This window comes from Phytomonospora endophytica (genome assembly GCF_014202425.1).
GTDB lineage: Bacteria > Actinomycetota > Actinomycetes > Mycobacteriales > Micromonosporaceae > Phytomonospora > Phytomonospora endophytica.
Map to the genome: position 1 here is coordinate 65593 of NZ_JACHGT010000015.1, position 20582 is coordinate 86174.

General features: G+C 71.9%; 18 protein-coding genes. 5 read left to right on the forward strand and 13 right to left on the reverse strand.

The window, feature by feature from the left end; translation table 11 throughout:
• Positions 1-1390 precede the first annotated feature (1390 nt).
• Together HNR73_RS29305 and HNR73_RS29310 are read right to left on the reverse strand one after the other, a co-directional pair.
• Positions 1391-2551: an MFS transporter gene (locus tag HNR73_RS29305; protein WP_184790905.1), complete on the reverse strand. Its 1161-nt coding sequence runs from the start codon at positions 2549-2551 to the stop codon at positions 1391-1393.
• Positions 2552-2629: 78 nt separating this feature from the next.
• On the reverse strand, positions 2630-3802 hold the full coding sequence (locus tag HNR73_RS29310; protein ID WP_184790906.1) for an MFS transporter: 1173 nt from the start codon (positions 3800-3802) through the stop codon (positions 2630-2632).
• Positions 3803-3916: 114 nt separating this feature from the next.
• On the opposite strand from HNR73_RS29310, the gene HNR73_RS29315 reads away from it, so the two are divergent.
• Entirely contained in the window at positions 3917-5089 is a 1173-nt protein-coding gene (locus tag HNR73_RS29315; RefSeq protein WP_184790907.1) for an ROK family transcriptional regulator, read from the forward strand.
• 3 nt (positions 5090-5092) lie between these two features.
• Here the strand turns inward: HNR73_RS29315 and HNR73_RS29320 are convergent, their stop codons facing one another.
• The 8 genes from HNR73_RS29320 to HNR73_RS29355 form a co-directional block, all read right to left on the reverse strand.
• Positions 5093-5671: a hypothetical protein gene (locus tag HNR73_RS29320; protein WP_184790908.1), complete on the reverse strand. Its 579-nt coding sequence runs from the start codon at positions 5669-5671 to the stop codon at positions 5093-5095.
• Positions 5672-5720: 49 nt separating this feature from the next.
• On the reverse strand, positions 5721-6176 hold the full coding sequence (locus HNR73_RS29325) for a VOC family protein (RefSeq protein WP_203686330.1): 456 nt from the start codon (positions 6174-6176) through the stop codon (positions 5721-5723).
• 101 nt (positions 6177-6277) lie between these two features.
• Positions 6278-7564, reverse strand: coding sequence for an ABC transporter ATP-binding protein (locus tag HNR73_RS29330; protein WP_184790909.1), 1287 nt, complete (start codon positions 7562-7564; stop codon positions 6278-6280).
• A 206-nt stretch (positions 7565-7770) separates the two neighbouring features.
• The gene (locus HNR73_RS29335; protein ID WP_184790910.1) at positions 7771-8991 is read right to left on the reverse strand and encodes a right-handed parallel beta-helix repeat-containing protein; all 1221 of its coding nucleotides are present in this window, start codon (positions 8989-8991) and stop codon (positions 7771-7773) included.
• A 112-nt stretch (positions 8992-9103) separates the two neighbouring features.
• Complete coding sequence (locus HNR73_RS29340; protein ID WP_184790911.1) at positions 9104-9556, reverse strand: GNAT family N-acetyltransferase; 453 nt, start codon at positions 9554-9556, stop codon at positions 9104-9106.
• A 21-nt stretch (positions 9557-9577) separates the two neighbouring features.
• On the reverse strand, positions 9578-11053 hold the full coding sequence (locus HNR73_RS29345; RefSeq protein WP_184790912.1) for an MFS transporter: 1476 nt from the start codon (positions 11051-11053) through the stop codon (positions 9578-9580).
• A 7-nt stretch (positions 11054-11060) separates the two neighbouring features.
• Positions 11061-12056 carry a GNAT family N-acetyltransferase gene (locus HNR73_RS29350; protein WP_184790913.1) on the reverse strand — a complete coding sequence of 332 codons (996 nt, stop codon included), beginning with the start codon at positions 12054-12056 and terminating at the stop codon, positions 11061-11063.
• Positions 12057-12114: 58 nt separating this feature from the next.
• Positions 12115-12864 carry an MBL fold metallo-hydrolase gene (locus HNR73_RS29355; protein ID WP_184790914.1) on the reverse strand — a complete coding sequence of 250 codons (750 nt, stop codon included), beginning with the start codon at positions 12862-12864 and terminating at the stop codon, positions 12115-12117.
• A gap of 85 nt (positions 12865-12949) precedes the next feature.
• Here HNR73_RS29355 and HNR73_RS29360 point away from each other — a divergent pair, with 85 nt between their 5' ends.
• The gene (locus tag HNR73_RS29360) at positions 12950-13918 is read left to right on the forward strand and encodes a glycoside hydrolase family 130 protein (RefSeq protein ID WP_184790915.1); all 969 of its coding nucleotides are present in this window, start codon (positions 12950-12952) and stop codon (positions 13916-13918) included.
• A gap of 26 nt (positions 13919-13944) precedes the next feature.
• On the opposite strand, the gene HNR73_RS29365 is transcribed toward HNR73_RS29360, so the two are convergent.
• From HNR73_RS29365 to HNR73_RS29375, 3 genes are all read right to left on the reverse strand, one after another.
• Positions 13945-15162: a glycosyltransferase gene (locus tag HNR73_RS29365; protein ID WP_184790916.1), complete on the reverse strand. Its 1218-nt coding sequence runs from the start codon at positions 15160-15162 to the stop codon at positions 13945-13947.
• Positions 15163-15317: 155 nt separating this feature from the next.
• Positions 15318-16259: a glycoside hydrolase family 130 protein gene (locus HNR73_RS29370; protein WP_203686329.1), complete on the reverse strand. Its 942-nt coding sequence runs from the start codon at positions 16257-16259 to the stop codon at positions 15318-15320.
• 17 nt (positions 16260-16276) lie between these two features.
• Positions 16277-17320 (reverse strand): hypothetical protein, encoded by a 1044-nt coding sequence (locus tag HNR73_RS29375; RefSeq protein WP_184790917.1) that lies wholly within the window; start codon positions 17318-17320, stop codon positions 16277-16279.
• Between the two features lie 215 nt (positions 17321-17535).
• On the opposite strand from HNR73_RS29375, the gene HNR73_RS40965 reads away from it, so the two are divergent.
• The 3 genes from HNR73_RS40965 (at position 17536) to HNR73_RS29390 (ending at position 20232) form a co-directional block, all read left to right on the forward strand.
• Positions 17536-18315 (forward strand): GntR family transcriptional regulator, encoded by a 780-nt coding sequence (locus HNR73_RS40965; protein ID WP_184790918.1) that lies wholly within the window; start codon positions 17536-17538, stop codon positions 18313-18315.
• An 81-nt stretch (positions 18316-18396) separates the two neighbouring features.
• Positions 18397-18990 carry a hypothetical protein gene (locus HNR73_RS29385; RefSeq protein WP_184790919.1) on the forward strand — a complete coding sequence of 198 codons (594 nt, stop codon included), beginning with the start codon at positions 18397-18399 and terminating at the stop codon, positions 18988-18990.
• Between the two features lie 93 nt (positions 18991-19083).
• Entirely contained in the window at positions 19084-20232 is a 1149-nt protein-coding gene (locus tag HNR73_RS29390) for a beta-galactosidase (RefSeq protein ID WP_184790920.1), read from the forward strand.
• Positions 20233-20582 lie beyond the last annotated feature (350 nt).

The following is a 20582-nucleotide window of genomic DNA, read 5'->3' on the forward strand; positions in this document are numbered from 1 at the left end:
GCTCGTGGGACGGGCTCGCGGCTCGGATTCCGGTGCCGTTGCCGGGTGGATTTCGGCGGGGAGTCGCCGGTGGGGCGGCGGGCGGCCGGGTTGATCGGGGTGCGGCTCGCGGGGTGAGTTCGCGTGCCGGGCCACGGATGCCGCACCGGGTGATGTCCGGCGGTCGGGGTCCCCGGTGGAGTGGCGGGCGGGGGCTCGATCGGGGCCCGGTTCACGAGGTGACATCTTCGGGTCGGCCGTCAGAGGCTCCCGCCGGGTGGCTTCGGGCGGGGAGTCGCCGGTGGGGCGGTCAGCGTGATCGGGGCTCGGTTCACGAGGTGAGCTCGCCAGCCGGGCCACGGATGCCGCCGGTAGGGGACCTCGGCGGAGTGGCCGGTGGGGCGGCGAGCTCGATCGGGGCCCGGTTCACGAGGTGACATCTTCGGGTCGGCCCTCAGGGGCCGCCGCCGGGTGGCCTCGGGCGGGCGGAGTCTTCGGTGGGGCGGCGGGTGGTTCTCGGCCCGGAAGGAGACGCTCTCGGCGGTCTCGTAGTGGGAGGCCTGGTGGACCCGGCGTGTGCGGCGAATGGGTTCGAGTCTGCCGCTGCCGCTGCCGCTGCCGCTGCCGCTGCCGTGGGCTGAGGGCTGCGGCCGCGCGGCTTCGGATGCTGCGGGGCGCGTGAGCTCGCGCCGACTTCTCGGGTCCGGCCTTCCCACTCCGCGCGACGCGGCGCGGTGTCGACTGTCCCGCTGTCGCCGGTCGATCCGTGCGGCCGCGTTGTTTCCGCCGTGGCGCTTCACCGGCGTGCGTTGGTGCGGCGTCGCATGGGCCGCCCTGCTCGCGCCCGGGCGGCGGCACGCGGTGACGCCGCCTCCACGACTTCGGGCGGGGCGTCCTCTCACCGGCCTGGCCGCCGGTGCTGTGTCGGCTCGCGCTCTCGGTGGGTGGTGCGGCCGCCCGCCGGCGGCGTGCCAGCCGGTCCAGGTGCCCACACGGATCGCGGGTCGCGGGACAGTGCCGGACATCCCGGCTCACGTGCCGCTGGGTGGCGGGCGCGGAGACTCATGCGGATGCATCGGGGGCGGGTGGAACCGCCTTTCGTCGCGCCCCCGCCGGTGGCGTGCCGGTCGCCGGAGCGCCCGCGGGCGGCTCTCCGGGGGCGCGGTCGCCTGGAGATGGCCGCGCGTCGCAGCACAACCCCGAACCTCGGCTGAGGTGTGCCGCTGGGTGGCGGGCGCGGAGACTCATGCGGATGCATCGGGGGCGGGTGGAACCGCCGTTCCGCCGCAGCCGCCCGCCGGTGCCGCGTTGCCCGCCGGGTTGCCCACGCGAGTCGCGAGTCGCGGGTCGACTCCCGGCACTCCGGCTAACGTGTCGGTGCGTGCGACACCTGCCGCACGCACCCCCACCCCTACGCCGCCTTCACGACCTCGGGAGCCCGCCGCCGCCCCAGTGCTGTCGCGAGCACCGCCATGGTCACGGCCACGGCGCAGACGAGCGCGAAGGACACGCGCATCGAGGTCGCGTCGGCGATGCCGCCGATGGTCGTGGGCGCGATGAGTCCGGCGGTGAAGGTGATGGTCATGACGCCCGCGACGCCCTGCGCGGGGGTCGCGCCGACGCGTCCGCCCGCGGCGGCGGCCAGCGGGATCGTCACCGCGGCCCCGCCGCCGATCAGCACGAAGCCGATGACGCCGACGGCCGGATGCGTCGCCAGGGTGACGGTGAGGGCCCCGAGCGCGGCGAGGGAGGCTCCGGTCCGGACCGTGGCGACCGGCCCGACGCGCCGGACGACGAGGTCGCCGACCAGCCGCGCGGCGGCCATGGCCGCGACGAACGCGGTGTAACCGAGGGCGGCGACCGCGGCGGTCGAGCCGGTGATCTCCTTGATGTAGATGGACGTCCAGTTGTGGCTGGCGCCTTCGATGAACGACGAGCAGAAGCCGACGAGCCCGATCGCCACGATCGCCTTGGCCGGGATCGCGAAACGCGGCGGCGGGGGAGCGGCGTCGGCGACCGGGACGTCGGCGGGAAGCACCGAGCAGGAGAGCTGCGCCAGTCCGAGCGCCACGACGGCCAGGGCGGCGAAGTGGACGCGCGGGTCGAGGTCGGCGCGGATGGCCAGTGCCCCGAGCCCGGCGCCGACGAGGTTGCCGACGCTCCACATGCCGTGCAGGCCGGTCATGATGGAGCGCCCGACCTCGTGTTCGACGACGACCGCCTGTGCGTTCGTGGTGATCGTCGAGGTACCGGCCGCGGCTCCCATGATGAACATCGCCGCGGCGAAGGTGTAGATGTTGGGCATCAGCGCCGGGAGCGGCAGCGCCAGCGGCCAGGCGACCATGGACACCCGCAGCGCGCCCTTGGCGCCGAAGCGGTGGATCAGCCTGCTGGCCATCGACATCGCGACGAAGGCGCCGAGCGCCTGCGCCATCAGGGCCGCCCCGAGGAGGCCGGAACCGACCTCCAGACCCTCCTTTATGGACAGCAGCCGGGCGGCGAAGCTGCCCGAAACGGTGCCGTGGACGGCGAATACGAGGGCGATGGCGATGCGCGTGCGCCGATGGTCCATGGTCGACTTCCCAGGGGGCGGGGTGGGCTTTGAGGCAAAACTATCAGTGACCCTGCCTATTAAAAAGGGTGATCCGGGTCATGGCTGCGACAGCGCGGGCTCGCCGGTGCCGCTAGGCGCCGCCTTCTTCTCGCGGACCGCGCCGGCCAGACCGAGCATCACCAGCGCGACCGCGCCGAGCATCACGAAGGACCAGGGGAGCGAGGTCAGTTCGGCGACGCCGCCCATCGCCCCCGGCGAGAAGAGGCTCGCCGGGTACATGATCGTGACGACGCCCGCGATCGCCTGGCTCGGCACGGCGCTGGCCCGACCGGCCGCCGATATGGCGAGGGGAATGATGACGGCCACGCCGAGTCCGATGAGGACGAAGCCCGCGATCGCGGGTGCGGGATCGCGTGACAGCGCGACGATCACGGTCCCGGCGATCGCCGAGACCCCGCTGGCCCGCACCGTCCACACCGGACCGATGCGCTGCACGACGAGGTCGCCGACGATCCTGGTCACCGCCATCGTCGCGGCGAAGAAGCTGAAGGCGAGCGCGGCGGTGCCCTGGCTCGACTCGGTGACCTTGGCGACGAAGACCGTCGTCCAGTCGTGCGCCGCCCCTTCGATGAAGGCCGCGCAGAAGCCGACGATGCCCACGCCGATCACCGCCCTGCCGGGGAGCACGAAACGCGGGGGCTTGGCGTCGTCGGACTTCGTCGCCGCCTCGGGGAGGCGTCCGGTGTAGTAGAGGCCGAGGCCGATCAGCAGCGCCGACATGCCCGCGAGGTGGATGCGCGCGTCGACGTCGGCGTAGGTGATGGCCGCGCCGATCCCGGCGCCGGCGAGGGCGCCGACGCTCCAGAACCCGTGCAGGCTCGACATGATCGAGCGGCCGAGGCCGCGCTCGATCTGCACGCCCTGGGCGTTCATGGCCACGTCGGCGGTGCCGGCGGCGGCTCCCTGGAGCAGCAGGGCCGCGCAGAGCGCGGGCAGCGAGGGCATGAGCGCGGGGAGGCTGATCGCCGCGCACCACAGCACGATCAGCAGCCGGGTGGCCGCGCGGCCGCCGAGGCGGTGGACGATCCCCGATGTCAGGGGCATGGTCAGGAAGGCGCCGATCGCCGGGCAGACCAGCGCGATGCCGAGCTGGCCGTTGCTGAGGTCGAGCCGTTCGGCGAGCCAGGGGACGCGGGTCAAGAAGCTGGCTCCGACCATGCCGTGCACGGCGAATACCATGGTGATCGTGACCCGGTCGCGCCTGGTCATCGGTTGTTCCACGGTGGACCTTCCTGTTTCGGGCCTCGCTCGGCGGGGTGTCCGAGCCCGGCAAAACTAACAGGTAGGCTCCCTGATGACTAGTCCTTATCGAGGAGGATTCAGATGACGGTTCGCACGGCGACGCCGCGCCTGGCGCGGGCGATCAACGACCGGGTCGCGCTCGACCTTCTCATCGCCCACGGCCCCCTGTCGGCGCCCCGCCTGCGCGAGCTGACGGGCCTGTCCCGCCCGACCGTGTCCGACCTCCTCGACCGCCTCGGCGAAGCCGGCCTCGTCGAGGCCGTCGGCGAGGAGGGCGCCGACCGTCGCGGCCCCAACGCCAAGATCTACGGCCTGGTCGCCGACCACGCCCACGTCGCCGGCGTCGACGTCCGCCACGACGCGGTCACCGCCGTCGTCGCCGACCTCACCGGCAAGTCCGTGGCCACCGCCCGCCGCGCCCTCGCCCCCGGCGCCGTCCTCCAGAAGACGATCCGGCAGGCCGCCGCCGACGCCGCCCGCCGCGCCGGAGTCACCCTGGCCGACCTGCACAACCTCGTCATCGGCGCGCCCGGCATGGTCGACCCCCGCACCGGCGGCATGGCCTTTCCGGGCTGGCCCGCCGTGCCCCTCCCGGACCTCCGCGAACTGCTCGGCGTGCCCGTCGTCGTCGAGAACGAGGTCAACCTCGCCGCCATCGCCGAGCACGACAAGGGCGCCGCCGCCGGACACGACGACTTCGCCCTGATCTGGCTCGACCGCGGCATCGGCGGCGCCGTCGTCATCGGCGGAAGACTGCGCCGGGGCGCCTCCGGCGCGGCCGGCGAGCTCGGCCGTCTCCCCGTCAACGCCGCCGACCTGCCCGGCGTCGAGACCTGCACCGGCGGGTTCCAGGACCTCGCGGGCCTCCCCGCCGTCCTCGACCTCGCCGCACGGCACGGGATCCCCGGCGACCGGCCGGGCGAGATCCTCGACGCCGCGCACGCCTCGGGCGCGGCCGCCTTCTTCGACGAACTCGCCGAACGGGTCGCCTTCGGCGCCGCGGCCGCCGTCGTCGTCTTCGACCCCGGCCTCGTCGTCCTCGCCGGAGAGACCGGCCGGCACGGCGGCGGGGAACTGGCCAGGCGGGTCGCCGAACGCCTCACCGTGATCAGCCTGGTGCGCACCGAGGTCCGGCCGACGGCCCTGTCGGACAACCCGATCCTCGCCGGAGCCGTGCGCACGGCCCTCGTCTCGGCCCATGACGAGGTCTTCGGGGGTTCCGGTTCCTGGTCTGCGGCCGCCGACCTCTCCTGAACGTCAGGAGACGCCCGGCGTCGTCGCGGCCGGACCGCGCTCGCCGGTCGTCCAGCCCCACACCTCGGCCTCGGCGATGAACGCCGAGGACATCGGCGCCTCCAGGTCGACCTCCGGGGCGCCCGGCACGAGTTCGCCGCCGACCCTGATGGTCCCCGCGCGGCACGGCATCCAGACCGTCGACAGGACGTTGGTCGTGCCGCCCAGGTCATAGGCGTCGTCGCGGGTCAGCATGCGGTCGAAGGGGCCGGTGATCTCGACCTCGACGTCGTCGGCGGCCGCGCGGACACCCGTCGACAGGTCGAGATCCCACTCGACGGGGGCGACGGTGTACTCCGGCTCGCTCCACGGGATGGCGCCGTTGACGCCTTTGAGGTGCCGGTTGAAGGACTCGGCCAGCCAGACCGAGAGGTCCCGGTCGGCCCCGAGCACGCGGATGCGGCCGGGTCGCCCGAACACGATGACGTGGCCGGTGCCGCCCTGTTCCGACCAGTCGGAGCGCCACAGGGACGCGTAGGCGACGGCCGTGCCGTCGTCGTAGAGGGTCACGCAGGGGTTGGCGCCGAGGAGTCGAAGGCTCATGGGCGCGAGTCTAAGAGGGCGCCGCCGTCGGGTTCTCGTGCGTTTCGGGTCAGTGCACGCAGAACTCGTTGCCTTCCGGATCGCCCATCAGGGCGGTGAACGAGTTGGCGTCCTCCGCGTCCGTGAGGCGCAGACGCGACGCACCCGCGGCCTCCAATCGCGCCACCTCGGCCAGCACCCGCTCCCTGCGGGTGGCGAACGGAACGTCGCGCCCTCCGCCGACGCCGAGGTCGAGATGCAGCCGGTTCTTGACGGTCTTCGCCTCCGGCACCTGCTGGAACCAGATCCGCGGCCCGGCGCCGGTGGGATCCACGACGGAGTCGCTGCAGTCGCCCTCGCCCAGATCCTCCTCCGACAGGCCCCGCGCGAGCCAGTACGCGCGCCAGGTGGCGAACGGAGCCGGCGCGGCTTCGACGTCGTATCCCAGGGCGGTGGCCCAGAACACCGCGAGCCGCTCGGAATCGGCGCAGTCGACGGTCAGCTGGAGCACGGGCTTCATGGTCATCGCAGCACTGTAGAGGAGACGCGGACGCCCTGACCGTGAGACCCGGCACGGGGGCCGTGCGCGGCGACGGCGTCAGTTCCGCCACCGCGCGGCCCCAACGTCTAGGCCCGCCGCGGTGCCGTGCGCACCTGCTGCCCGGCGCCGATGCGTTCGCCGCGGTCACCGAAGAAGTGCAGCTGGCGGGTGTCTATCTGCACGCTGATCCGGTCGCCCGGACCGAGCCGCGGGTAGGGCGCGAGCCGCAGCGTCAGGTCGATCGGGCGCTGCAGGTGCCGCTCCTGGCCCGGCGCCGCCGGCGGTGGATGCGAGGCGACGGCCTGGATCTCGCGACGGCGGAACAGGCCGCGCTTGACCGTTCTCGGCGCGGGCCGGGGGGTCGCCTCGGTCATCTCGATCGGCGCGGCGGTCGCGCCGACGTCGAGGTGCGCCAGCGACTCGTGGCCCGAGTGCTCCAGGTGCTTGACGCGCGTGTGCAGGATCGGGTCCTGGCTGGCCGGGTCGGGCAGCCGCAGCGCCTCCGGCCGCAACCCGACGATGATGTCCTCGCCGTGGTAGTGCCGCAGCATGTGGGCGGTGACGTCGTGGCCGGGCACGTCGATGGACTGCTCGCCGATCTGGAGCAGCACCCGCTTGTCGAGGTGGGCCATGACCCGGGCCTGGACGAGCGTCATCCGCGGTGTGCCGAGGAAAGCGGCGACGTAGGCCGTCGCCGGATGGTGGTAGACCTCGTTGGGCGTACCGACGTCCTGGAGGACCCCGTTGCGCATCACCGCGATCCGGTCGGCCATCGTCAGGGCCTCGGTCTGGTCGTGGGTCACGTACACCGTGGTGACCTTGAGTTCGCGCACGAGGCCGGAGATCTCGGCCCGCAGTTGCGCCCGCAGTCCACTGTCCAGATTGGACAGTGGCTCGTCCATCAGGAAGATCCGGGGTTTGCGGGCGAGAGCCCGGCCCATCGCCACCCGCTGGCGCTGTCCGCCGGACAACTGCGCGGGTTTGCGGCCGAGTGTGTCGGTGATATCGAGAACCGTTGCCAGTTGGGAGACCTGAGCGTCGATATCGTTCTGCGCGCGTTTTCTCAAGCGCAGTGGAAAGCCGATGTTCTCCCCGACCGTCATGTGCGGATAGAGCGCGTAGTTCTGGAAGATCATCGCGATCTGGCGATCGGCGGGATGTACGTTCCCGACCGGTTCCCCGTCGAGCAGAACCTCGCCCGCGGAGGGATCCTCCAGGCCCGCGATCATGCGCAGCGCGGTGGACTTCCCGCAGCCCGAGGGCCCGAGGAGCACGAGGAACTCGCCGTTGTCGACCGTCAGGTTCAAGTCGTCGACGGCGACGGTGCCGTCGGGGAAGACTTTGGACAATCCTTTTGCTTCGATAGCGGTCACAGTCGATCCCTGGGAATTCACCGAGTAAAGACGCCCACACGTGACATGCGTGTTGCGACACTATGACCTTCCGGGGAATCGCGGCCATCCCCTGAATGTCCGACCTTGGAAACCGACCGGGGAACTTTTGAGTACCTACGGCGCCGAAGAAACGCGACGGTCCATAAAGGACCGCCGTGCGCGGGTCGGCGCGTGCTCGGCCGGGGCTAGATTCCGTCGCTCACGTGTACGTCGGCGCTGCCCTCGGTGTCGATCTCCTTGCCCATCCCGGAGATGAGGTTCCCCGCCGAGACCACGGTCAGCGAACCGCCGTCGCCGACGTAGTAGCCGAGCCCGACGTCGAGCGCGGTCCCGTGCCCGATCGCCGAGTTCCCGGTGACCGTGGCGTTCCCGGCGCCGCCGCCGTTGACGCCGTCGAGTCCGATGTAGATGTGCGTGCCCAGCGGGGGAGGTCCGCCGTCCCTGGTGAACAGGTTGACGCGGTTGCCGGTGATCGCGTTGGACACGTCCTCCTGAAGCGTGCAGCGGATCCCGAAATACCACTCGCTCGGGGTGCCCTGCCCGCCGAAGTCCTCGACGTAGTTGTCGCTGATCCCGGTGTTGTAGCAGCGATGCGCGCTGATGGCGTGCACGCCGACGCCGTAGAGATGGTTGTTGCGGATCTGCCAGCCGGCGGCGTTGTCGAGGTCGACGCCCGAGCCGCCGCTCTCCTCGATCCAGTTGCGTTCGAGGATCCAGTCGGTGACGGCGTTGCCCGGGTCGTTGACCCGGATCCCGGCACCGCCGTTGTGGTGCACGTAGGAGTCGCTGATGATCGAGTTGACCATCGTCTGCCCGTCCTTGAGCGGCGTCCCGTTCGCCGAGCGGCTGTCGATGTGGATCCCGTCCCCGGCGGCGGCGTGGATCTCGACGTCGTAGACGCGGCTGTCCCAGGCCTTCAGCACCAGCCCGTGCGTACCGGTGTTGGCGGGGGCGTTGGCGTCGATGGTCAGGCGCTCGACGCGCACGCCGGTGTTGACCCAGTCCTGGTTCTTCGTCCAGGTGTCGGTGGACACCAGCGCGGGCAGGTTGCGGCCGTCGGCCTGGCGCAGGATCGTGGCGTTGCGCCCGTCGCCGCGGTAGGTGCGCACGTCGGCGAGTTCGAGGGTGCTGACCAGCAGGCAGGTCCCGGAGATGACGATCTCGTCGCCGGGCGCCGAGGCGTTGATCATGTCCTGGACGAGTTTCGAGTCGCCGGTGGTGGTGCCGTCCCCGGCGGTGTTGGTGCACTCGACGTCGTGCCGCGCGGCGGCGGCCGGGCGGACGTCGCCGAGCAGGAACGCGCCGAACAGCATCCCGAAGATCAGGGACACGCCGATCGCCCAGGACAGCGTCCGGTCGCGGACCTTCAGGCGAGGGGGTGGCGTGGGTGCGGTGGTCGGGCGCACGGGTCCTCCAAGCCGCGGCCCGGCGCGTCCGGGCTCGCTCGGACCGGACGCTACCGGAACGCGGTCCACTGTGGAGGTACCAAGATCGCCCGCGGCCCGCGGGCCTGCGGACCTAGAGGTTCATCTTGTAACCGATATGCGATCCGCTGTATCCGAGGCGTTCGTAGAAGCGGTGGGCGTCGGTGCGGGCGGAGTTGGAGCTGAGCTGGATCAGGCTGCAGCCGAGCTCCTTGGCGCGCGTGGCGGCCCACTCCATGAGGGTCGTGCCGAGACCGGTCCCGCGCTCGTCGCGGTGGATCCGCACGCCCTCGACCTGCCCGCGCGTGGCCGCCTTGAGCGACAGCCCGTAGATGACCGTCAGCTGGAGGGTCCCGACGACCCGGCCGTCGCGTTCGGCGACCACGATGTGCTGGTGCGGGTCGGCGTCGGCGACGGCGAACGCGGCCAGATAGGGCGTGAGATCGGCGGCGTCCTCGCGGGACTTGCCGAGCATGTCGTCGGCCAGCATCGCGACGATGGCGGGCACGTCCTCGACCGTCGCGGGCCGGATGTGGAGATCGCTCATGATCGCGATCGTAAACCCCGCTCAGGCCTCCTGCTTCAGCCCGGGGTCGAGGGGTGGCGCGTCATACGCGCAGTGCGTGTGCGCCGTCGGCTGGAGCCGGTCGGGCTCCTTCGCGGGATCCCGCACGAACAGCCACGACACCACCGCACCGGCCGCGAGCAGCCCCGCGCACCACAGCGTGGCGACCTTGAACCCGGAGGTGAACGCCGCCGGATCCTCATAGGCGTTGCCGGTCAGGCCCGACACCAGCGGCAGCGCCGCCACCGCGAGCAGGCTCGCCGCCCGCGCCACCGCGTTGTTCACACCGCTGGCGACCCCGGCGTGCCGCTGGTCGGCGGCGGCGAGGACGCCGGCGGTCAGCGGGGCCACCGTGATCGTCATGCCGATGCCGACGAGCAACACCGCCGGAAGCACCTCGGTGAAGTAGTTCGCGTCGGCGTCGATGCGCAGGAACAGCAGCGTCCCGGCCGCCGCGACCGCCGGGCCGACCGTCAGCGGCCGCCGCGGGCCGAGGCGCTCGCCGAGATCCCCGGCGCGCGAGGAGAACAGCAGCATCAGGATCGTGAAGGGCAGCAGTGACACCCCGGCGGCGAGTGCGGTGTACTCGGCGACGGTCTGGAGGTAGAGGACCAGGAAGAACAGGACCCCGCCGAGGGCGGCGTAGACGAAGAAGGTCGCGGCGTTGATCGCGCTGAACTGGCGGGAGGCGAACAGCGAGGGCGGCAGCACCGGTCGCGCGGTCCGGCGTTCCCAGATCAGGAAGGCCGTGAAGGCGGCGACGCCGATGACACCGGCCGTGATGGCCGGGCCTATCGGATCGGTCTGGACCAGCGCGTAGGTGACCCCGGCGAGGCCGAGCGCGCCGAGGAGGCTGCCGAGGACGTCGAAACGGCCGTCGGCGTCGCCCTCGGTCTTGCTCTCGGGCACCCACTTGAAGGTCGCCAGGACCGCCATCAGGACCACCGGGGCGTTGATGAAGAAGACCCAGCGCCAGTTCAGGGCGTCGACCATCCAGCCGCCCAGGAACGGCCCGGCCGCCGCGGCGACCCCGCCGAGCCCGGACCACGCGCCGATGGCGCGCGCCCGGTCGCGCGGGGCGATCGCGGACTGGATCATCGCCAGCGAACCGGGCGTCAGCAGGCCCGCGCCGACGCCCTGGAGGATGCGCGCGGCGACCAGCGTCGGCGTGTTCACCGCGACCCCGCACAGCATCGAGGCGACGCCGAACCAGATCACCCCGATGACGAACACCCGCCGCCGCCCGTAGCGGTCTCCGAGGGCACCGCCGAGCAGCACCAGCGCGGCCAGCGTCAGCGTGTAACCGTTGACGATCCACTGCAGGCCGTCCATCCGCGCGCCGAACTCGGCGCCGATGTGCGGGAGGGCGACGTTGACGACGGTCCCGTCGAGCATCGCCACGCTCGACCCGAGGACGGCGGCGGCGACCACGCCGCGGCCGGCCGCGGTGCTCAGCCGAACGGTCGGTGCTTGATCCATGCGCCTATTAAGACACGGCGGAACCCGGCGCGGGCGAGGACACCGGGACCCACGCCTTCAGCACGTCGATCATGTACTTCGGGCGCATCCCGACCTTCTCGTAGATCTTGAAGGCGCCGGTGGAGTTGCCGGTGTCGACCGACAGGCCCACCCACGTGCGGCCCTTCTCGGCGAACAGCGCGAAGGCCGTCCCGAGCAGCAGCTGCGCGAGGCCGCGCCCCCGGTAGTCGGGATGCACGACAAGGTTGCGGATCCAGCCGCCGTTGTCGGCGGCACCGATGTTGGCCGTCTGCAGCACCGCGGCGGGCTCGCCCTCCACGAACACGACCCGCCACTCGTCGTAGGGGGTGTTGCCGCTGGCGGCGGTGTTGGCCCACCAGGAGTCGAAGTCGACGCTGACGTGGTCGTCGAGGTCGGCGAAACCGCTGTCCATGATGCGGTGGTGGATCCGGGCGGCCTCGTCGCGGTCGGGCAGCTCGGTGAAGACCTTGACCTCGACGCCCTCGGGCGGCTCGGGGGTCCGCTCGTCGCCGCTGAGGTCGTAGTTCATGCGGCCGTAGTAGCGGTCGAGTTCGAAACCGGCGTTCTCGTAGACCTCGCGCAGGCCCGTCGCGCCGTGCGGCGCCGAGGCCCGCACGCGGATCCCGTCGAGGTCCTTGGCGGCGGCCAGTTCGGCGGCCCGCCCCAGCAGCACCTCGACGAGGGCCGTGGTCACCGGGCCGGCCTCCTCCGGGCGCACCGAGACGTCGATGCGGAGGCGCTCGCCGCCGTAGCTGTCGTCGACGTAGCCCCAGGCGGTGTAGCGGCCGTCGGCGTCGGCGATGAGCCATTCGTCGGCGTCGAGGGAGTGGCCGGTCTTACCCATCAGTTCGAGGATGTCTTCGATGGTGATGTCGGGTTCGCCGATGGTGGCGATGTCGTGCGCCCGCACGACGTCGAGGACGGCTTCGGCGTCGTCGAGGGTCGGGCGGAGGATGCGGTACCCGTCGGGCAGAGCAGACATCACGTCATTCTGGTGTGTCGCGGGGGCCGGTGTCCACCCGGATGACCCCTGTCCGACATCAGGCCGAAACGAGGTCGATGACGTCACCGGCGACGGGCGTGAGGATCGGGCCGGGGTACTCGGCGGCGGCCTCCTCGCGGGAGACGGCGGGATCGGAGCCGGGCCACAGGTGGGTCAGCGCCAGCCCGCGGGCGCCCGCCTCCCGCGCGAAACGGCCCGCCTCACCGGCGGTGAGCAGCAGGTTCCGTGTGTCGGGCGACGGCGACGGACCCTGGTGCGTCGCCTCGACGAGGAAGAGGTCGGCGTCGCGCCCGAGCTCGGCGATCGCCGGATCCGGTCCGGTGTCGCCGGTGTAGGCGAACGTGAAGGCGGGGGTGGACAACCGGACGCCGAAGTCGCCGACGTGGTGGGGAAGCCGAAAGGGCGTGAGCTCGAACGGTCCGATGTGGACGGTCTCCGGCCACGGCCGGATGTCGAAGACCTGCGACAGGCCCTCACCGGTGTCGAGCCCGTTGATCCGGGTGAGGACCCCTTCGGTGCAGAACAGCGGGATCCGGGGCGCGCCGGGGGAGCCGTACAGGCGGATGCGCATCAGTGCGTGCAGGTCGGCGCAGTGATCGGCGTGCTCGTGGGTGATCACGACGGCGTCGACCGCCCCTTGTGGACGATGCCGCAGCAGCGGGCCGGCCGTCCCGTAGCCCAGGTCGAGCACGAGGCTGACGCCCTCGTGTTCGAGAAGGTAGCCACTGCAGGGGTTGTCCGCCTGCGGATAGGCGCCGGAGGAACCGAGGACGGTCAGCGTCGACATGTCGGGGAGCCTACGCCCGCGCGGGACTTACGGCCCTTATCCCGCGAGAGAGGGCGGGTGAGACTCGACCGGAGGAGTGTGCGATATGTCCCCACTGAGCCAGACAGTCCCCCCGACCGGCAGAACCCCGTTGTTCACCCGGCACCCGGCCAATCCACTGCTCACGGCCGCCGACTGGCCCTATCCGGTCAGCGCGGTCTGCAACCCCGGCGCCGCGGTCGTCGACGGCGAGACCATCCTGCTCTGCCGCGTGGAGGACCGGCGCGGACTGTCGCACCTGACGGTCGCCCGCAGCGCCGACGGCGTCGGCGACTGGCGCGTCGACGACAAGCCCCTGATCGCCCCCGACGGCGACGACTCCCTCACCGCCTGGGGCGCCGGCGACGCCCGCGTCACCCGCGTCGACGAGCTGGACGCGTGGGTGATCACCTACACGGCGCTCGGATACGGCGGGCCGTGCGTGGCCGTCGCGCTCACCCGTGACTTCTGCTCGGTGGAGCACATGGGCGTCGCGATGCCGCCCGACAACACCGACGCCGCCCTGCTGCCCCGCCGCGTCGACGGCGAGTTCGTGCTGCTGCACCGGCCCATCTCGCCGATGTCGCGACGGGGAGACGTGTGGCTGTCGCGCTCGCGGGACCTGAGGTGCTGGTACGGCGGGAAGACACTGCTCAGCACGAGGCCAGTGCCGTGGTGGGACTCCGAGCACATCGGCATCGGCCCGCCGCCGATCGAGACGGACGCGGGATGGCTGTGCTTCTACCACGGCGTGAAACGCACGGCTTCGACGCCGCTGTACCACGTCGGGCTGGTACTGCTGGACCTCGACGACCCCACCCGCGTACTGCGCAGGAGCGCGGACTGGGTCTTCGGGCCGGCCGCGCCGTACGAAGTCAGCGGCGACGCGCCGAACGTGGTGTACCCGACGGGACTCGTGCACGACGAGGACGCCGGGGAACTGCGCCTGTACTACGGTGCCGCCGACGCGTGCGTGGCGATGGCGACGGTCAGGGCCGGGGACGGCGAAGGGCTGCTGGGCTGGGGAGTGGGATGAGCCGGGGGCGGCGAGGCCCCCTTCGCTCACGCGGGTGAGTGCGCGACCCGCTCGGTCGTCCGCCGCCGGAGACCGCCCGTGAAGGACCCGCTTGCGCCCACGACGCCACGCACCACACCGGCCACCTGCCGCGCCACGGCGGGCCACAACAACCCCATCCCGGTCGTCTCCGCGGCGAGCCGGGCGCGACGCAGCCGCGCCGGATCCCCCAGCAGGCCCGCCAGCGCCGACCCGAACGCCACCGGGTCGTCCACGGGCACCAGCTCCCCGGCGCCGCCGGCGAGAACGTCGCACGCGTAGTGGTAGTCCGTCGACACCACGGGCCGGCCCGCCGCCACGGCGAAGGTCAGCGTCCCCGAGGAGATCTGCTCGCGGCTGCGGTACGGCGTCAGGTACACATCGGTCCGGCCGAGCAGGACGGCCAGGTCCGTCGTGCTGAGGAAGTCGTCGACGAACACCACGTGCTCGTCCAGTCCCAGCCCGGAGACCAGTTCCCGCAGGGAATCCCGGTACGCCTCACCGTTCCTGCGCTGCTCCTCCGGATGCGTCGCACCCGCCACCACGTAGCGCAGATCCGGATGGTCGCCCACCACCGTCGACAGTGCCCGCACGGCGTTCTCGATCGCCTTCCCCGGGCCCAGAAGCCCGAAGGTCGACAGGATCCGCCGGCCCTCGGCCTCGGCCAGTGCCGCCGTGAGCGGCGCGCCCGTCCGCGCCGACGTGGCCTCCGTCCGCAGCGCCGTCGGCGCGCCGTGCGGCGTCACGACGAGCTGCTCGGGCGCGGCGACACCCGACGCCACCGCGTAACGCACCGCCGACGGCGTCAGCACCGCCACGGCCGCCGCCCGCCGGCACAGCTCGCCGAGCGTCGCCGCCTGCTCGGGCGGCGGATCCGACAGCACCGTGTGGGGCGTGACGATGTACGGCACGTGCAGCCTGCTCAGCTCATCGGTCATCGCCAGCACGTGCTCACCGCACGGCCCCCCGAAGATCCCGAACTCGTGCTCGATCAGCACGGCGTCGGTGCCTCGCGCGGCCAGGGCCCGCGCGGCGGCCCGGTAGGCGGCGGGCTCGCCACCGCGCACGACGGTGCCGACCTCGGCCGGATAGTCGAGTCCGAGGTCGGCGTCCAGCGCGCACACCGAAACGGCGAGATCCGGCGCGACCCGCACGAGCGCGTCGCGCAGATCCCGGGAGAACGTCGCCAGTCCGCAGCGCCGGGGCGGGTAGGTCGAGACGATCACGAGTCGGGTACGGCGATCGGTGTGCGCGGGAAGGAGACCTCGGAAAGGAGCGCGTGACATACCGGCTGCCTCCGTGCTGGAGAAAGGGGATCTCCGCCAGACTTCCCGACGCGGCCCACCCACCGACAGGGCCGTAAGACCCTGCGCACCTGGGACTACGCCGCGTCCGACTCCGCTGCCCAGACCGCTTCAAGCACAGTGGACAGTCGGCCGACCGCCAGCCCGATGCTCGTGTCGGCGGCACCGTAGTAGACCCGGAGCTCGTCGGTGGCCGCGTCGTGCGTCATCCCCGTCGGGAACACGACATTCGGCACGTCGCCGGCCAGTTCATAGGGGGCCTGCGGACTCAGAATCCAGTCGGGCAGCCGACGGATCACCTTCGTCGGCCGCTCCAGGTCGAGCAGACACAGCCCGGCGCGGTAGATCTGGGCGTTCGCGCTCGCCTTGACGCCGTGATAGACGGCGAGCCAGCCCTTCTCGGTCTCGATCGGCGTCGGGCCGATGCCGATCCGGACGGCGTCCCACCAGGGCCCGGTCCGCGCGCGCATCACCGGTTCGGGCGCGCTCCACGAGCGCAGGTCCGTCGAGCGCGACAGCCAGACGTCGGCGCGGTCGGTGGTCACCGAGACGGGCCGGTGCAGGAGCACGAAGTGCCCGTCGACGCGGCGGGGCAGCAGCGAGGCGTTCTTGTCCTCGGGCGGGAGGATCACGCCGAGGTCCTCGACGGTGCGGAAGTCGGCCGTGAGCGCCAGTGAGACGGCCGGTCCGCTCGGTCCGTAGCTGGTGTAGGCGATCACGTACGCCTTCAGCTCGTCCACATAGGTCAGTCGCGGATCCTCGACGCCCCAGCAGTTCGCGGGGTTGTCGGGCTCGGCGTTCAGCAGAGGCTTGTCGTCGACCCGCCAGCCGGAGCGGCCGTCGGCGCTGCGGGCGACCGTCAGGTGCGAGATCCCGCGCCGGTCCTCGACCCGTACCAGCAGGACCGTCGCTCCATCGTGGACGGCCGCGCCCGGATTGAAGACGGCGTTGACCGGATACGGCCAGTCCTCGGCGGTCAGGACCGGGCCGTCGGGGTCGCGGGTGAACAGTGGTGCCACCGGTGTCTCCTCGTTGATTACGGTGGGTAGTTGACAGGTAGCTTAACGAGCGATGCCGAGGTCAGACGCAGCAGTGCCTGGTGATAGGCCAATGTGGACTCGGCGCCCTTGTTCCGGTTCGTCCAGGACGCGCCGAGGCCGTCTCGGCAGCCCCCGTCGGCGGGGTCGTAGACCGGGAGCCCGGCCGCGTTGTCGCCGTGGAACCAGCCGAAAGCGCGCGCGGCCATGGCCGCGTAACGCTCCTCGCCGGTGTACAGCCAGGCGTCGGTGAGGGCCTCGGCGAGCGCCGCCGCGTCAAGGGGCTGCTCGTCGCCGCCGGCGTGCTCCTGTCCGTGTCTCCACCAGAGGTTGCCGACCAGTCGCGGCGGCCCGGCGGGCAGCCCCACTCGCTCGGCGTACCAGTCGATCGCGGCGAGCGCGCGAGCCGCGGTGGCACGGTCGCCCGCCGCGACGGCGGTGCGCAGCAGGGCCTGCGGCAGGCGGGCGTTGTCGTAGGTGAGCTGGGGTTCGAACCACGGCCAGTCCGCCGGTGGCGCGGTCATGTCGAGGAGGGACAGTGCACTGTGGCCGGTCAGGCCGAGGGCGGCGTAGGCGACGGGCCGCAGACCGTGTCGCGCCAGCGCCGGCAGGGTCGGCGCGAGGCGTGCGCGCAGCCGCGCGGCCCGGTGCCGGACGCGGGACGGCAGCGGCGCGCCGGTGAGCTCGCCGAGGGCCCAGATCGCGCGGCCGGTGTGGTCGCCGTGGTGCGGCTCGTCGAGCCACCTGCCCCGGGCGTCCATCAGGTTGTGCAGCCGTTCGGTGCCGGGATCCCAGGCCTGCCAGAGGAAGTGGACGGCCAGCCGGGCCCAGCGGCCGGGTCTGGTGCCGCCTTTACCGGCGGTGCTGAGCCCGGCGGCGACCACGCCGAGGCGCGCGACGTCGTCGACGCAGTAGCCGGACGAGAGGTCGGGCCGTTCCCCGCGCGCGAACTGGACGATGCCCCGGGCGTCGACCAGCCGGTCGAGGTGGCGAAGGTTCAGCGGCCGCGCCAAGGCGGGTCTCGTGACGGAGGAAATCGACATACCGATCCTTGTCGGCGGTGCCGGTCGGGCAGGTGTACCCAAGCGTGAGCCCGCACTCGTGGGACGCCTAGGGCCGAAGGACCCCTACCCCGGGGTGTCACCCATTGGGGTTCAAATCCGGTGTCAAATCCTGTACACAGATCGACATGACTGTCTGACAGACAGGTACTCGGCCACCCCACCGTGAGCGGAGCATCTGAAGAGAGGACGCCGGCGTGACACCCCTTGACCGCAGTAGCGACCGCGCCATCTACCGGCAGATCGCCGACGACCTCCGCGCCGACATCACCGCCGGTGTCCACGGTCCCGGTGACCGGCTGCCATCCGAGAGCGAACTCGTCGCCCGGTACGGGGTCAACCGCCGTACCGTCCAGCACGCCTTCGCGCTGCTCATCGCCGAGGGCCTCGTCTACTCCGAGCACGGCAGCGGGCGCTTCGTGCAGGGCCGCCCTCCCGTGCGGCGCCTGGCGTCGGACCGTTTCGCGCGCCGGCACCGGCGGGCGGGCAAGGCGGCCTTCACCGTCGAGATGGAGCAGGCGGGGCGTGCCTACGACCCCGCGAGCGACGTCGAGATGCTCGACCTGCGCACGGGTTCGGCGCCCGAGGCGATCGCCGCGCGGCTCGGGCTGAGCGGCGCCGACAAGGTCCTCGTGCGCGCCCGCCGCTATGTCGTGGAGGGCCTGCCTTTACAGATCGCGACCTCCTATGTCCCACTGGATCTGGCCGAGGGCACGGCGATCATGTCGGCCGACACCGGTCCGGGCGGCATCTACGCGCGGCTGGAGGAGTCGGGTCACCGGCTCACGCGCATCACCGAGGATCTGGCCGTCGAGGTGGCGGCCGAGCCGGTGCAGCGCCTGCTGCGGCTGCCGGTCGGGGCGCCCGTGATCCACCTGATCCGCACGGCGTTCGCGGGGGAGCGGGCGGTCGAGGTCTGTGACACCCACCTGAACGCCACGGCCTTCGAGCTGTCGTACGAACTTCCCGCCCGCTGAGGGGAGGCGGGGCGGGACGATGATCTTCTAGGCTCGCGTCGGTTCGTCCTTCGTGGACACCACCGGCGGGGAGGGGGCACTGTGGGGGACGGCGAGATCGACGACGGCGGCATTGAAGTAGAGCCCTCGCCGGGTGGTTTCGCGGCGAGCCCGGCGCTCGCCTGGCGTCTGCGCCGGCGGCTGGCGCGTCCGTGGCCGCGGCAGCTTCTCGTCGCCGTCACGGCCGTGGTCACCTTCGCGTTGACGGTCGCCGTGACGCACGACGGCGCCGGCGAGGTGGGCGATCCCGGTGCCGCGGCACCAGCGGCCCGGTCGAAACCCTCGCGAGCGGCGAAAGGCCCGGCCGACGAGCACGACCTGCGCGTGGCGGCCCAGACGGCACTGCCCGGCGGTGCCGACATGTACGTGGCCGTCGTGGATTCCGGTGACGCCGTCTACGACGACATGACGCCCGGCGGTTACCTGATGAACGTCGCCTGCGCGGCCCGGGAGGAGGCGGTCGCCGCTTCGCTCGTGGTGACCGTGCTGCCGTCCGGGGAGGAGATCCCCGTCGAGGTCATGGCCGGTGACGGGCCGATCGCGTTCCGCCTCACCATCGCCGAAGGTGGCGGGCTTCGCACCTCTCCGGCGGATCTCGGCGACGCCGTCTGTCAGTTCTCGCTGCGCCGCCGCTGAGATCTTCCACTGTCCACTTTGATCCGCTACGGTGACGTGCGTCCGGTCATGGGAACGCTTCCATGGCCTTGCAACCACGATCCTGGGAGACGTATGCGAAACCTCTCCACCGGGCGACCGGTGCGTACGGCCGCGCTCCTCGGCGCCGCTCTCGTCCTGGCCACCGCCGCCCCCGCGCAGGCCGCCGACGCGAGCGCCGCGGCGTTCCAGGTCGGCGTGACCTTCGAGAAGATCAACGCCGACTCCTGGAACGATCCCGGCTCGGTCGCCGACGCCAAGGACGTCCTCGCCTCACTCGGCCCGCTGCAGAACCAGCACATCATGGGCTTCGGTGCCGAGGATCCCGAGCCGAGCCCGGGCGTGTACGACTGGGGCAGCCTCGACGAGCGCATGGACCTCATCGCCGAGACCGGTGGCACGCCGGTGATCACGCTGTGTTCGGCGCCGGGCTGGATGAAGCCGGGCTGGGCCGAGGCCGAGCAGATCGAGGACCCGAAGGAGCGCGAGGACGCCCTCGACGCGATCCGCTGGAACATGGACCTGGCACCGCTGCCGCAGTACTACGACGACTTCGCGGCCCTGTCGGCCAAGGTCGCGCAGCGCTACCCGCAGGTGCAGTACTTCCAGGTGTGGAACGAGTTCAAGGGCTTCTGGGACGAGGCCGGGAACCGGTGGAACCACGAGGGCTACACCCAGATGTACAACCAGGTGTACAGCGCGGTGAAGGCCGTCCGGTCGAGCGCGCAGCTCGGCGGGCCCTACGTCTCGCTCAACACCTACAAGGGCGGGCAGTCGCACCCGTCGACGGAACTGACGGACCCGACGTGGGGCACCGCCGACCAGCGCGACCTCAACGCGATGACCTACTGGCTGGCCAACAAGACCGGCGCCCAGTTCTTCACCATCGACGGCTGGTCGAGGACCCGCGACGGCTTCCATCCGGGCGCCGCGGCGACCAAGGAGAAGTTCAAGGACATCACCGCCTGGATCCGCTCGAAGACGACGCTGCCGATCTGGTGGTCGGAGTTCTACGCGCCGGTCAGCGCGAGCAGTTACGCCAGCACGCCCGCGATGATGCGCGCGGCGATCGAGGGCATGCGCGACGGCGGTGCGGCCGTGGGCCTGTGGTGGGGCCCGGAGTGCATGAGCGAGTACCCGTGCCTGTGGACGTCTACTGTGGATGCCGGTGGCGGACAGCCGACCTCGTTCACCGCGCTGGCACGGGAGTTCTCCGGGCGGTGACGCCCGCGCGCACCGCGCCACCGATGCGGTGACATCGACGCCGGCGCACCGGGTTTCGCCATGCCCGGTGCGCCGGTTCGGCTTCGTGCGAAGCCGACCGTCCTTTGTGGGTTTCGCTTTCCCGGCCCGGTAGCGATCCGCCCAACGGCCCCGGCCGCGACGGCCGGATCCCGGCTGGCCCGGTGATCTCGCCGAGCCCGATCCCGAGCCCGCCCCAAGGCTCGCCCCCAGGGCCCTTTCCAGCCTGACCGCCCCGCGTCGGACCGGGAGCCGGGACCCGGCTGGCATACCGGGCCCCGGTCCCGTCCTCACAGTGGATCCCGCTGGCGTTCATCCGTACGGCGCGGGCA

What these genes read in the sequence shown, in the direction of transcription:
- HNR73_RS29390 (WP_184790920.1), top strand. Translation starts at nt 19,084, where the DNA reads ATGCGAAACCTCTCCACCGGGCGACCGGTGCGTACGGCCGCGCTCCTC.
- HNR73_RS29310 (WP_184790906.1), bottom strand. Translation starts at nt 3,802, where the DNA reads ATGACCAGGCGCGACCGGGTCACGATCACCATGGTATTCGCCGTGCAC.
- HNR73_RS29305 (WP_184790905.1), bottom strand. Translation starts at nt 2,551, where the DNA reads ATGGACCATCGGCGCACGCGCATCGCCATCGCCCTCGTATTCGCCGTC.
- HNR73_RS29345 (WP_184790912.1), bottom strand. Translation starts at nt 11,053, where the DNA reads ATGGATCAAGCACCGACCGTTCGGCTGAGCACCGCGGCCGGCCGCGGC.
- HNR73_RS29355 (WP_184790914.1), bottom strand. Translation starts at nt 12,864, where the DNA reads ATGTCGACGCTGACCGTCCTCGGTTCCTCCGGCGCCTATCCGCAGGCG.
- HNR73_RS29320 (WP_184790908.1), bottom strand. Translation starts at nt 5,671, where the DNA reads ATGAGCCTTCGACTCCTCGGCGCCAACCCCTGCGTGACCCTCTACGAC.
- HNR73_RS29325 (WP_203686330.1), bottom strand. Translation starts at nt 6,176, where the DNA reads ATGACCATGAAGCCCGTGCTCCAGCTGACCGTCGACTGCGCCGATTCC.
- HNR73_RS29340 (WP_184790911.1), bottom strand. Translation starts at nt 9,556, where the DNA reads ATGAGCGATCTCCACATCCGGCCCGCGACGGTCGAGGACGTGCCCGCC.
- HNR73_RS29350 (WP_184790913.1), bottom strand. Translation starts at nt 12,056, where the DNA reads ATGTCTGCTCTGCCCGACGGGTACCGCATCCTCCGCCCGACCCTCGAC.
- HNR73_RS29375 (WP_184790917.1), bottom strand. Translation starts at nt 17,320, where the DNA reads ATGTCGATTTCCTCCGTCACGAGACCCGCCTTGGCGCGGCCGCTGAAC.
- HNR73_RS29360 (WP_184790915.1), top strand. Translation starts at nt 12,950, where the DNA reads ATGTCCCCACTGAGCCAGACAGTCCCCCCGACCGGCAGAACCCCGTTG.
- HNR73_RS29315 (WP_184790907.1), top strand. Translation starts at nt 3,917, where the DNA reads ATGACGGTTCGCACGGCGACGCCGCGCCTGGCGCGGGCGATCAACGAC.